We start from the raw sequence: 13072 nt of genomic DNA on the forward strand, positions 1-13072 counted from the left end.
CTCAGGCCGCCGAGCGGCTTTCGTCATCAGCGGGAATCACAGGATGATTCAGCACAACAATTTTGGGTATTTTTCCGTCCGGGAACGATCTTCCGCCGGCAGGCACGTGATCCACCCCGCCGTCGTTCCAGGGATGGCAGCGGCAGATCCGACGAACGGCAAGACTGCCGCCCTTGACCGCTCCATGGACCGTCACTGCTTCCAGCGCGTAGGCGGAGCAGGAGGGGAAAAATCTACAGACCTGGCCATATAGCGGGGAAATAACCACCCGATAAGCCTTCAAAACAGCGATCATCGCGTTCCCGGGGAATTCACGGAGCAGCGAAACGCCAGAGGCAGCCGTGGTCATGTGCTGCCTCTCTTCCTGCTGGATGCCGAATCAAGTGCCCGGTCGAAGTCACTAGCGAGCTGACTCCAGGTTGCATCAGCGGCAGGCGGCAGCGCTCGAACCACCACCGCCAATCCACTGGAATGCCGGGATAAGGCTGACGCAGCCATTTGTCTTAGTCTCCTCTTAACGAGGTTTCGTGTCACTGCGTTCCCCACGCCCTTTGAGACGATGAACCCGAACCTGCTGGGTTCATCTGCGGAGGTAGTTACCGCATATAACACCAAGTTCCGGCGCCCAGAGCGGGAGCCGGAACGTACGGTATAGGTGAAGTCGGAGGCCGTTCGGACCCTGTTGATTCGAGTCAACATGTCAAAGTGTCCGAACCGGCCGGGTTGCCGTGGCGTTATGTATCGCCTGGCGAACCCACGTCTTCAAGCTAGCTGGGGCTGCTTATGCTGACAGCTCGGTGCGGCCTTTGCCGCGGCGCGCTGAAAGGATGGCTCGGCCGGCGCGTGTGCGCATCCGAAGGCGAAAACCGTGCTTCTTAGCCCGGCGGCGGTTATTCGGCTGAAAGGTCCGCTTGCTCACTGTATTTACTCCAAGACAATCTTAGGATGCGTCCGGTCCGTTGCTACAAGGGGGAAGAACAGACTGGCGATTCGACGTTTTGATATCTGCGGCTGATGCAGAGGCCAGCGGGTTTGTTTGATCGTCGATCAATTCGCAGGCATGCAGAATGCAGACATATAGGACTACATAACGTTAGGCGACTGCACACAGGCCAGTCAAACCGAGCGGCAGGGAGAGGTCGAGGGCTAAATCCACAAATCTGTGGACAACCTTGGTTAAGGCCCCATCTCACGGTCCGACGAGGGCCCTAAAGCACACCCGCTCAGCCCCGTAGACCAGCTATCTTCTCCAGTACCCATCCTCTAGTCTTGCCCAAGGGTCGTTTATCCACCAGCTGTGCATAACTCTGTGGATGAGGGCCGTTTTCGATGGACATGGTGGAGAGGTATTTGTGGGCCCGGACGAGATTAATGATGTAGGGAGTTCCTGGCGCAAGGTCATTCGCACCCTGGAACACGATGAGAGGGTCACGCCCAGACAGCGAGGATTCGTTGTATTGGCCCAGGCTCAAGGGTTGATCGGGACTACCCTCCTGGTCGCAGTCCCGAACGAACTGACCCGTGAGGTTCTCCAGACCCACCTGAAGGCTGCCCTGGACGAGGCGCTGCGGGAAGTGTTCCGTGAGGATTTGCAGTGCGCTTTCGTTATCGACCCCGAACTCACACCGGTCGAGGTTGACGAGAGCGAGCCGGTACAGACCGCAGAACCAGCCAGGGAAGAGGCCAAGCCCGCGCCAACCCTGCCGAGCAACTCTCACGAGTTCGGTCGTCTCAACCCGAAGTATGTCTTCGATACCTTCGTGATCGGTTCGTCCAACCGGTTTGCCCATGCAGCAGCGGTAGCTGTTGCGGAGGCGCCCGCCAAGGCCTACAACCCCTTGTTCATCTACGGCGACTCAGGGCTCGGTAAAACCCATCTCCTGCATGCCATCGGTCATTACGCCCGGCATCTCTACACAGGAATTCGGGTGCGCTACGTCAATTCGGAGGAGTTCACCAACGACTTCATCAACTCGATCCGCGATGACGAGGGCACAAGCTTCAAACAGACTTACCGGAACGTCGACATCCTCCTTATTGACGACATCCAGTTCCTCTCCGGTAAGGACCGCACCCAGGAAGAGTTCTTCCACACCTTCAATGCCCTCCACAATCACAACAAGCAAGTGGTCATCACCTCAGATCTACCCCCAAAACAGCTCTCAGGGTTCGAGGAACGGATGAGATCACGGTTTGAGTGGGGTCTGTTGACCGACATTCAGCCACCGGAGTTGGAAACCAGAATCGCCATTCTCCGAAAGAAGGCGATCAGTGAGGGAATGAGCGCTCCAGACGATGTGCTCGAGTACATCGCATCAAAAATCTCCACCAATATCCGGGAACTTGAGGGGGCGCTTATTCGCGTCACGGCCTTCGCCAGCCTGAATCGTCAACCAGTGGACGTGACACTCGCTGAGGTGGTTCTCAAAGATCTCATCACCGACGACGGCGCTCAGGAGATCACCTCCGCCGTGATCATGGCCCAAACTGCCGACTACTTTCAGATCAGCATGGAGGAGCTCTGCAGTAAATCCCGTACCCGGACTCTCGTGACCGCGCGGCAGATCGCAATGTATCTCTGCAGGGAGCTCACCGACATGTCACTCCCAAAGATTGGCCAGGAGCTGGGAGGTCGCGATCACACCACAGTGATCCACGCCGACCGGAAGATCCGTGAGCTCATGGCCGAACGCCGCGCAATCTTCAATCAGGTCACCGAACTGACCAACAGGATCAAACATCGCCGGAAAGACGCCTAACTACACCAGTGGTATTAACAGGTGTGGATAGAACTGTGGATAACTGGTCGAACAACAGCGATGTTAATGAGGACAACCCCCCAGAGCCTGTGGACCCGCTAACTTTCAAGGATTTTCCCCACAACCCCCCGCGCCTCCAAGGCTTCTCTATACACAACTTCTCAACAGGCTGTTGCCTGTACCTGCATAGTGTGAGGCAGTTATCCACAGTTTCAACAGGTGTTACTACGACTACGAACCTTAAATCCAAGGGTTCTTCCAAATAACATTTTCCCGCTCACCCACCCACGCTCCGATCCCGGCCAAACAAACCCAGAGCTCCCGAAAACCGCCCGGCGGCAGTCAGGCTAAGCTTTCTGTGAGTAATGTAGTTCCTTGCCCTCCGGCTGAGTCCTTTCCCCCGTTGGCCAAGCAATCTTCCCGAGAATTATGTTGAGAAAGGCGGCACCCTTCAGTGAAATTCAGAGTCGAGCGGGATGTTCTAGCTGAGGCCGTAACCTGGACGGCGCGTTCCTTGTCCCCCCGTCCGCCTGTGCCGGTGCTGTCGGGTCTCTTGATTAAGGCAGCCGGTGGAACACTTAGCCTTGCCAGTTTCGACTACGAAATTTCTGCGCGGCTCGAGATCCCAGCTGATGTAGCTGAAGAGGGGACCATTTTGGTGTCCGGGCGTCTATTGGCTGACATCTGCCGTAGCCTTCCTTCGGCCCCTGTCGAGGTGGAAACTGAAGGCACCAAGGTGACGTTGACTTGCCGCAATAGCCGATTCAACCTGGCAACAATGCCGGAGGGTGAGTATCCCGAACTTCCGACCCCACCAGAAGTAAGCGGAGTTGTCGACGGAGACGCTTTCTCACAAGCCGTCTCCCAGGTCATCATCGCTGCAAGCCGGGATGACACACTGCCCATCCTCACGGGTGTGCGGATGGAAATTGAAGATGACCTGATTACCCTCCTTGCGACAGACCGATACCGGCTCGCGCTGCGCGAAGTGTCCTGGAAACCCAGGACGCCCGGAATCTCCACTAGCGCACTGGTAAAGGCCAAAACACTCAACGAAGTAGCGAAAACCCTTGGAAGTGCCGGCGATCTGAGCATTGCCCTTTCAAACGACCGGGAATTGATCGGCTTTGAAAGCGGGGGACGCCGAACTACATCGCTCCTGGTCGATGGCGACTACCCCAAGATTCGGGCGTTGTTCCCGGAAAGCACGCCCATCCACGCGACTGTCGAGACCGGTGTGCTGGTCGAGGCAGTTCGCAGGGTCTCGCTGGTTGCCGAACGAAATACCGCTGTCCGCATGGCCTTCAGCGCAGGACAGGTGACGCTCGATGCGGGTACGGGCGAAGATGCCCAGGCCTCTGAAGCAATCGAGGCCACCTTGGATGGGGACGACATCACGGTCGCTTTCAACCCGCATTATCTCAGCGAGGGCCTGGGCGCCTTCAACAGCAAATTTGTTCGGTTCTCCTTCACCACACCCCCGAAGCCCGTGGTCATCTCCGCACAGGAAGACGCGACCGGGGAAGACCGTACGGACTACCGATACCTGCTGATGCCGGTCCGAATGGCCAATTGATAAGTTCACCAGCGACAGAGAAACGTCGGGTAGATCCCAGTCCCCGTCCTCAGGAAGCGAAGCGGAAATGCACATTGGCCTCATCGGACTCGGCAAGATGGGTTTCAACATGCGGGAAAGGCTTCGCCGAAAAGGGCTGACCGTTACCGGATTCGATAGAAACCCAGATCTTTCAGACATCGGTTCTCTCGACGGTCTGGTATCTGCGGTCCAGACACCGCGCGTGATCTGGGTGATGGTCCCCGCTGGAGAGATCACCAAATCTGTGATCCGCGATCTCGCCGAGCTGCTGGAACCTGGGGACCTGGTGATTGATGGCGGCAACTCACGCTTCACCGATCACCAAGAGAACGCGGCGTTGCTTGCGAAAAAGGATATTGCTTTCGTCGACTGTGGTGTTTCCGGTGGCGTTTGGGGCCTCGAAAATGGTTATGGGCTGATGGCGGGCGGAGCCGACGCCGATGTGCAGCGGGCTCTCCCTGTCTTCGACGCCTTACGTCCGGATGGGCTCCGGGAAGAAAGCTTTGTGCACGTCGGTGACGTAGGCGCTGGGCACTACGCAAAAATGGTTCACAACGGGATCGAATACGGCCTGATGCAGTCTTATGCGGAGGGTTATGAACTGTTGGCAGCGAAAGACATCATCAAGGATGTTCATGGCACCTTCCAGGCCTGGCAACATGGAACGGTCGTCCGATCGTGGTTGCTTGACCTGCTGGTCAAGGCGCTCGACGAGGATCCGGAGCTGAGTAAGATCGCCGGTTATGTTGAGGACTCCGGCGAAGGACGATGGACTGTAGAGGAAGCTATCGCCAGCGAAATTCCGGTTCCCGCCATCACTGCGGCGCTGTTTGCACGATTTTCCTCCCGCCAGGATGATGCCCCCGCGATGAAGATGGTGGCTGCACTCCGAAACCAATTTGGTGGACATGCAGTACGCACCCCCAAGGAATCCGCGTGAGTGGGTCATCATGTACGTTCAGCATCTGTCCCTGACGGACTTCCGCACCTACAGCCAGGTTGAAGTGCCGCTGGAAGCGGGAGTAACAGTCTTTGTAGGTCCCAACGGCGTGGGCAAGACAAATATCGTCGAGGCCATCGGCTATCTCGCTTCTCTTTCCTCGCACCGGGTGAGCTCAGACAAACCCCTGATCGCGTTCAACGCGGAGCGTGCTCTGGTCAGGGGAAGACTGGTTCGCGGAACCCAAACCACCAGCGTCGAGGTTGAGATCAACGCTGATCGGAGTAACCGCGCACGGATAAATCGTGCGAACCCGGTCAGGGCGAGCGACGCGGCTGGCATCCTCCGTACTGTACTTTTTGCGCCGGAAGACCTTGCACTGGTGAAAGGTGATCCTTCCAACCGGCGGCGATTTCTGGATGATCTGATGGTGACTCTGCTCCCACATCGGGCGGGAATTAGCGCCGACTATGAGCGGGTGCTCAAACAGCGGAATGCATTGCTGAAATCGGCACGGGCCAGCGGAAAGTTCACTGCCTCCCATGAAGCGACGCTCGATGTATGGGATCAGCACCTCGCGGAAGCTGGCGCCAGGTTATTGCATGCCCGACTCGTCGTGCTGGGTCAGCTAAAGCCGCATCTGGAGCGGGCATATCACCAGCTCACCGACGGATCCAAGGTTGCGGTAGCGACGTACCGGTCGTCCCTGTCGGGAGCCGACGACGACGGCGGGGGTGCCAGCGAAGATGACACCTTGAGTTCATTAAGTGTGGAAGAACTGACTGAGAAATTTATCGCAGTGCTTCTGGTCCACCGGAAGAAGGAGCTTGACCGCGGGATATCGCTCGTTGGACCCCATCGGGATGATGTCGACCTCGTGCTCGGTGGGACCGTTGCCAAGGGGTATGCCTCACATGGTGAAACCTGGTCGTTGGCTCTCGCCCTCAGACTGGGGTCGTATTATCTCTTGATTGAGGATGACCACACCCCCGGAGCAACCCCCGTGCTCATTCTCGACGATGTGTTCGCTGAGTTGGACGCCAGTAGGCGGAAGAAACTTGCGGCAATCGTCGGTGGAGCTGAACAGGTCCTGGTTACTGCTGCTGTCAGCGATGATATTCCCGAATCCCTAGTTGGACACCAGTTCCAGGTGGTGCCGGGAGGCCTGGTCAGTAGTGGAACCTAGGAACCCTCGTCCGGAGGGAACCGTGCCGGAAGACTCGCCCGAAGACGATCAGGCTGGGGGCGGGGAACCCTATCTGGATGCTCCGCAATCATTGTTGAACAGAGTCCGCGATGCCTCACGAAGCCGCGGAAACACCCGGTTACCCGCCGGACGGCGTGGTGTGGCAAGCCCCAAACGGCGGGCGCCAGGGTCCATCACCTATACGGGCCGTGATCCCGAGGGGTTGGGAAATGTCTTTAGTCGGCTGCTTAGTGAGCGCGGGTGGAAATCCCCAGTGGCGGTGGGCTCGGTGCTTGCCCGGTGGGATGAACTCGTCGGACCGGAGATCGCATTGCACTGCAGGCCCGAAAGTTTTGACGGGAGTACCGTGCTCGTTCGCTGTGACTCTACTGCCTGGGCTACACAGCTCAGATTGATCAGCCCGATGCTAATTCAAAGGTTTGATGCCGAGTTGGGCAGCGGCGTCGTCACCCGCATCTCGGTACTCGGGCCGGCTTCCCCCAACTGGAGGAAAGGTGGCCGGTCCGTCAAGGGAAGAGGGCCACGCGACACCTATGGATAAGGCCCTGTAGGACTCCGAGGGATGGGTCTATTGCCAGTTCGGTAAACGCCGTGTAGGGCCCTGAACTCCCCGCTGGAGGTATCCGGCCTTAGCTGCCGCCCTCCCGGCGGCTTATATGCGGCTTTATTCGCCATTAGAGGCCTGTTCAGTGAGGTATTGTCCACGACGGCAAGGTAGAATGATGGGAAATGGCATTCCTGAGGGGATGCCTTCGATCTGTTACCTGCTCCGCAGGTGTCAACAGCGAAGCTTTTTTGACCCAGATTCCTACCTTTGAGGAGCCGACAGCGCCTGTGGCTAATGACAACGAGCTGGACGCCAAAACCCAGGGCAATCCGCAGTCCGCTGCAGGAGCCCAAAATGGGACCACCGGATACGACGCAAGCGATATCAGCGTCCTCGAGGGTCTTGAAGCGGTTCGTAAACGACCCGGCATGTATATCGGTTCGACCGGCCCCCGAGGCCTCCATCATCTGGTGAATGAGGTGGTCGACAACTCTGTCGATGAGGCTCTTGCCGGGTATTGCGACACCATCAGGGTGACGCTACAGGCTGATGGCGGTGTCCGGGTGGTTGATAACGGTCGTGGCATCCCTGTTGATATGCACCCCACTGAGGGGCGCCCCACCGTCGAGGTCGTCATGACCATCCTGCATGCCGGCGGAAAGTTCGGTGGTGGTGGGTATGCCGTGTCTGGCGGTCTCCATGGGGTAGGCATCTCCGTAGTCAATGCTTTGTCCTCCCGGGTGGAAACCGAGGTGAAGCGTCAGGGGTATGTCTGGAACCAGTCCTTCGCTGATGGCGGAAAGCCGGTAGGAGAGCTCCGCCGTGGAGCTGAAACCACCGAAACGGGAACCACCCAGACGTTCTACCCGGACGCCTCCATTTTTGAGACGGTGGAGTTCGACTTCGAAACACTAAGGGCCCGCTTCCAGCAAATGGCGTTCCTCAACAAGGGGCTTCGGATTATCCTGGTCGACGAACGGGTTGACGAGGTGGAAACCGAGGAGATCGCTGAAACGTCGGATGCAGGGACCTCCGGCGAGGATACGCCGAAGCACCGCCAGGTTGACTACATGTACGAGAACGGGCTGCTTGATTACGTCAATCACCTGAACTCGGCAAAGCGTGTGGACGTCATCCATGAGGACGTCATCGGATTCGAGACCGAAGACACCGACCGCAAGATCGCAGTCGAAGTAGCAATGCAGTGGACCAGCGCCTATTCGGAAAGTGTCCACACCTACGCGAACACGATCAATACGCACGAGGGCGGCACCCACGAAGAGGGTTTCCGCGCGGCCATGACTTCATTGATCAACCGGTACGCGCGAGACAAGAACATCATCAAGGAAAAAGACGAAAACCTGACCGGTGATGATATTCGAGAAGGACTGACCGCGGTCATCTCGGTGAAGCTCTCCGAACCACAGTTCGAAGGACAGACGAAGACCAAGCTGGGGAATTCCGAAGCCAAAGGCTTTGTCCAGCGCGTAGTCACCGATCAGCTGGGCGACTGGTTGGAACGGAACCCCGGCCCTGCCAGAGACGTCATCCGCAAATCGATTCAAGCGGCGCAGGCACGCCTCGCAGCGCGCAAGGCTCGTGAATCCACCCGACGCAAAGGTCTGCTCGAATCCGGTGGGATGCCCGGAAAGCTCAAGGACTGCCAGTCGAAGGACCCATCGAAGTCTGAAATCTACATCGTCGAGGGCGACTCTGCAGGCGGTTCGGCCGTCCGTGGACGTAACCCCGATACCCAGGCCATCCTGCCGCTGCGCGGCAAGATCCTGAACGTTGAACGAGCCAGGCTTGATCGTGCGCTCGGGAACAGTGAAGTCCAGGCCATGATCACAGCCTTTGGTGCCGGGATCGGTGAGGATTTCGACGTCGCTAAGGCTCGTTATCACAAGATCGTTCTCATGGCCGACGCCGACGTTGATGGGCAGCACATCACCACGCTGCTGCTGACCTTGTTGTTCCGCTATATGCGCCCCCTGATCGAGAACGGCTACGTCTATCTGGCGCAGCCACCGCTCTACAGGATCAAATGGTCCAACGCGACCCACTCCTACGTGTTCAGCGACCGTGAGAGGGATGAAGTCATCAAAATGGGCTTGGCCAACAACCAGCGATTGCCCAAGGACAACGGTGTACAGCGGTACAAGGGGCTCGGGGAGATGAACTACACCGAGCTTTGGGAAACCACCATGGACCCCGACAATCGCACCCTGCTTCAGGTGACGGTCGACGATGCGGCCGCAGCGGATCAGATTTTCTCGGTCCTGATGGGTGAAGACGTTGAATCACGACGGAACTTCATCCAGCAGAACGCCAAGGACGTTAGATTCCTCGACATTTAGGGAGTTTCGGCGATCGACGGTAATCGCCATCTCCAACGCCTTGGCACTTAGAACTGAACGGAACTGACGTATGAGCGACGAAGAAACACCCGATCTCCCCCTCGAAGGACGGGTCCTCTCCGATCGAATAGAGCAAGTCGACCTGCAGACGGAAATGCAGCGGTCGTACCTGGATTACGCGATGGCAGTGATTGTTGGGCGGGCTCTTCCCGACGTCCGTGACGGGCTGAAGCCCGTCCACCGGCGGGTTCTCTACGCGATGTTCGACGGCGGCTACCGACCGGACCGATCCTTCAACAAGTGTGCGCGCGTGGTGGGCGAGGTCATGGGGCAGTACCACCCGCATGGTGATACGGCCATCTACGATGCGTTGGTCCGGCTCATCCAGGACTGGACCATGCGGTACCCGCTCGCCCTGGGTCAGGGAAACTTTGGTTCGCCGGGTAATGATGGTGCTGCTGCGCCTCGTTACACCGAAACTAAGATGGCACCGCTCGCCATGGAAATGGTCCGGGATATTGACGAGGAAACCGTCGATTTCCAGGACAACTATGACGGCAAGAATCAGGAACCGACCATCCTTCCGGCACGGTTCCCCAACCTGCTGGTCAACGGATCGTCGGGTATCGCCGTCGGCATGGCAACCAATATCCCACCGCATAACCTTCGCGAAGTCGCCTCAGGCGTCCAGTGGTACCTCGAAAACCCCGAGGCAACCAAGGAAGAGCTCCTTGAAGAACTTCTGCTGCGAATAAAAGGACCGGATTTCCCCACCGGAGCGCAAATCCTGGGCCATAAGGGCATCGAAGATGCCTACCGCACGGGCCGTGGGTCGATCACCATGCGGGCTGTCGTCAACGTCGAGGAAATTCAGGGTCGCACCTGTTTGGTTGTCACCGAATTGCCCTACCAGGCAAACCCCGATAATCTGGCGATCAAGATTGCCGACCTGGTCAAGGACGGGAAGGTCAACGGTATCGCCGACCTTCGTGACGAGACATCGGGCCGCACCGGCCAGCGGTTGGTGGTTGTGCTCAAGCGGGACGCCGTCGCGAAGGTGGTGCTGAATAACCTGTACAAACACACCCAGCTGCAGGACAACTTCAGCGCGAACATGCTGGCTATTGTCGACGATGTGCCACGCACGCTGAGCCTGGATGCCTTCATTCGTCACTGGGTGACCCACCAGCTTGAGGTTATTGTCCGGCGCACCCAGTACCGGTTGCGGAAGGCCGAAGAGGCGGCCCATATTCTGCGGGGTCTGCTGAAGGCTCTCGACGCACTTGATGAGGTAATCGCCCTGATCCGACGATCCTCGACGGTCGAAGATGCCCGCAACGGGCTCATGGGCTTGCTCGAGATCGATGAAATCCAGGCTCAGGCAATTCTGGATATGCAACTGCGTCGTCTGGCTGCCCTGGAACGTCAGAAGATCCAGGACCAGCATGCCAAACTCGAAGCCGAGATAACCGAGTACCAGAAGATTCTCGCGTCGAAGCAACTGCAACGGGATATTGTCTCCACTGAGCTCCGCGAAATAGTCGACAAGCATGGCGATGACCGGCGCACTGAGATCCTCATGGGTTTCGACTCGGATATGAGCATGGAAGATCTGATCCCTGAAGAGGAGATGGTCGTCACCATCACCCGCGGTGGCTATGTGAAGCGGACCCGTAGTGACAACTACCGCCAGCAAGCCCGCGGCGGGAAGGGTATCAAGGGAGCACAACTACGCGGCGACGACGTAGTCGAGCACTTCTTCGTCACTACCACCCACCACTGGCTACTTTTCTTCACCAACCTGGGACGGGTGTATCGGGCGAAGGCTTACGAGTTGGTTGAGGCTGGGCGCGACGCGAAGGGTCAGCATGTCGCGAATCTGCTGGCATTCCAACCCGACGAATCGATTGCACAGGTGCTCGATCTCCGGGATTACCAGCAGTCCCCTTATCTGGTGTTGGCAACCAAGCGCGGACTCGCGAAGAAGACCAGGCTTGAGGATTACGACACCAACCGGACGGCCGGAGTGATCGCGATCAACCTGCGCGACGGCGACGAACTGGTCTCCGCGCAGCTGGTCTCCGAGAGCGACGATATGATGCTCGTTTCCAGGAAGGGTCAGTCCCTCCGGTTTACCGCGACGAACGACGCTTTGCGGCCCATGGGTCGGGCAACTTCGGGTGTCACCGGAATGAAGTTCCGCGAAGAAGATGAACTACTGGCCGCCAACGTGGTCACTGACGAATCCTTCGTTTTCATTGTCACCGAGGGTGGGTTCGCGAAGCGCACCAAGGTTGAGGAGTATCGGGTACAGGGTCGTGGCGGCCTGGGGATCAAGGTTGCCAAGCTCGCGGAGGAACGCGGAGACCTTGTGGGTGCCCTGATTGTCCAGGAAGAAGACGAAGTCCTGGTCGTGATGGGTGGTGGCAAGGTGGTGCGCTCAGCGGTGACTGGGGTGCCAGCCAAGGGCCGGGACACGATGGGTGTCATCTTCGCAAAGCCTGACAAAAAGGATCGAATCATAGCCGTCGCCCGCAACAGTGAACGGGGACTCACGGTCGACGACGGGGGTGTTGACGTGACGGGGGAGAGCATCGAATCCGCAGGGGCAACAACCGATGAAGTACCGTTGACCTCAGAAGAGACGGCTGAGCTGGAAGCACAGTCACCAGATAATGGAGGTACCGAGTGAGTTCGCCTAACTCAAACCCACGGGCAGCCGGAGGATCGGTCAAACAGACCGGCACCGGGCCCCGCGTGAATGCTCCCGCACGGCCACCCCAGCGTCCAGCGGGTGCCACTTCAGGATCCAAACCGGCCGGCGCCCGGCCAGGTCTGGTGAAACCAGCGCCCAAGGCCAAGGCCCGCAAGGCGAGACTCCTGGTCAGTAAGGTTGACCCTTGGTCTGTGCTGAAGATGTCATTCCTCCTGTCCGTAGCCCTGGGTATTGTCACGGTTGTCGCGGCCATTGTCATTTGGACGGTTTTGGATCTCACCGGAATTTTCGATGGCGTGAATGATCTGCTTCGCGAAATAGCCGGCACCGAAAGTGGCGGTTTTGACCTTCGCCAGTTCGCCTCCCTGGGCCAAGTGGTCTCTTTCGCAACAATCATCGCGGTGGTGAACGTGGTGCTTTTGACCGCTCTGGCGATGCTTTCGGCGGTCCTTTACAACATTTCATCAACCCTGGTTGGCGGAATTGGTGTTACCCTCACCGACGATTAACCCCGCCGGGGGACGCCTGTTTCCGGACGATTTGATGATTGCCGAGATACTCCTGTAAAGTCGTATTTCGGCCCGAACAGGCTTCGGGGCGTATAGCTCAGGCGGTTAGAGCGCTTCGCTGATAACGAAGAGGTCCCAGGTTCAAGTCCTGGTACGCCCACGGACCTATCACCCGCAGGTAACTGCGATAGGAGAAGCACTGTGAAGAAGTTGTTGGTAATTGCAGCAGCTGTAGCAAGTGCGTTCGCCTATAAAAGGTGGCAGGAATCCGAAAGGGACAGAGCGGTATGGAGTAAGGCAACCGACACGGTTGACTAGGCTATACTGGTGAGGTTGCCGTGAAGGCAACCGATCGGGGGCATGGCGCAATTGGTAGCGCACCTGCTTTGCAAGCAGGGGGTTCGGGGTTCGAGTCCCCGTGCCTCCACCGAGGGAAAGGG

The 13072-nt window shown here is 58.0% G+C and carries 12 protein-coding genes and 2 tRNA genes; 11 read left to right on the plus strand and 3 right to left on the minus strand.

What is annotated here, in order from left to right; translation table 11 throughout:
- Window position 1: 1 nt before the first annotated feature.
- From yidD to rpmH, 3 genes are all read right to left on the minus strand, one after another.
- Window positions 2-349, minus strand: coding sequence for a membrane protein insertion efficiency factor YidD (gene yidD / locus K728_RS0101760; RefSeq protein WP_024475657.1), 348 nt, complete (start codon window positions 347-349; stop codon window positions 2-4).
- Window positions 346-699 (minus strand): ribonuclease P protein component, encoded by a 354-nt coding sequence (gene rnpA, locus K728_RS20355; RefSeq protein WP_083850837.1) that lies wholly within the window; start codon window positions 697-699, stop codon window positions 346-348. Before rnpA ends, yidD begins: the two co-directional genes overlap by 4 nt.
- An 82-nt stretch (window positions 700-781) precedes the next feature.
- The gene (gene rpmH, locus K728_RS20360) at window positions 782-919 is read right to left on the minus strand and encodes a 50S ribosomal protein L34 (RefSeq protein WP_022892375.1); all 138 of its coding nucleotides are present in this window, start codon (window positions 917-919) and stop codon (window positions 782-784) included.
- A 394-nt stretch (window positions 920-1313) separates the two neighbouring features.
- Here rpmH and dnaA point away from each other — a divergent pair, with 394 nt between their 5' ends.
- From dnaA to K728_RS0101810, 11 genes are all read left to right on the plus strand, one after another.
- Complete coding sequence (gene dnaA, locus K728_RS0101765) at window positions 1314-2759, plus strand: chromosomal replication initiator protein DnaA (protein WP_051317584.1); 1446 nt, start codon at window positions 1314-1316, stop codon at window positions 2757-2759.
- 454 nt (window positions 2760-3213) lie between these two features.
- Window positions 3214-4335: a DNA polymerase III subunit beta gene (gene dnaN / locus K728_RS0101770; protein WP_024475659.1), complete on the plus strand. Its 1122-nt coding sequence runs from the start codon at window positions 3214-3216 to the stop codon at window positions 4333-4335.
- Window positions 4331-5296: a phosphogluconate dehydrogenase (NAD(+)-dependent, decarboxylating) gene (gnd, locus tag K728_RS0101775; RefSeq protein ID WP_443110902.1), complete on the plus strand. Its 966-nt coding sequence runs from the start codon at window positions 4331-4333 to the stop codon at window positions 5294-5296. The genes dnaN and gnd overlap by 5 nt, the downstream gene beginning before the upstream one ends.
- Before the next feature lie 10 nt (window positions 5297-5306).
- Complete coding sequence (gene recF / locus K728_RS0101780) at window positions 5307-6482, plus strand: DNA replication/repair protein RecF (protein WP_019482047.1); 1176 nt, start codon at window positions 5307-5309, stop codon at window positions 6480-6482.
- Window positions 6483-6504: 22 nt separating this feature from the next.
- Window positions 6505-7044, plus strand: a complete 540-nt coding sequence (locus K728_RS0101785) for a DUF721 domain-containing protein (protein ID WP_024475661.1) — start codon at window positions 6505-6507, stop codon at window positions 7042-7044.
- A 293-nt stretch (window positions 7045-7337) separates the two neighbouring features.
- A complete protein-coding gene (gene gyrB, locus K728_RS0101790; RefSeq protein ID WP_019482045.1) occupies window positions 7338-9407 on the plus strand; it encodes a DNA topoisomerase (ATP-hydrolyzing) subunit B in 2070 nt (689 codons plus the stop codon).
- A 70-nt stretch (window positions 9408-9477) separates the two neighbouring features.
- Window positions 9478-12099 (plus strand): DNA gyrase subunit A, encoded by a 2622-nt coding sequence (gyrA, locus tag K728_RS0101795; protein WP_019482044.1) that lies wholly within the window; start codon window positions 9478-9480, stop codon window positions 12097-12099.
- Window positions 12096-12632: a DUF3566 domain-containing protein gene (locus K728_RS0101800; RefSeq protein ID WP_019482043.1), complete on the plus strand. Its 537-nt coding sequence runs from the start codon at window positions 12096-12098 to the stop codon at window positions 12630-12632. Before gyrA ends, K728_RS0101800 begins: the two co-directional genes overlap by 4 nt.
- 86 nt (window positions 12633-12718) lie before the next feature.
- Window positions 12719-12792: transfer RNA gene (locus K728_RS0101805), tRNA-Ile, on the plus strand.
- Between the two features lie 41 nt (window positions 12793-12833).
- Window positions 12834-12950: a DLW-39 family protein gene (locus tag K728_RS21695; protein WP_237715235.1), complete on the plus strand. Its 117-nt coding sequence runs from the start codon at window positions 12834-12836 to the stop codon at window positions 12948-12950.
- A gap of 36 nt (window positions 12951-12986) precedes the next feature.
- A tRNA-Ala gene (locus K728_RS0101810) sits at window positions 12987-13059 on the plus strand.
- Window positions 13060-13072: the final 13 nt, after the last annotated feature.

Origin of the sequence: Arthrobacter sp. CAL618, assembly GCF_000468215.1 — a bacterium.
Classification (GTDB): Bacteria; Actinomycetota; Actinomycetes; order Actinomycetales; family Micrococcaceae; genus Arthrobacter_D.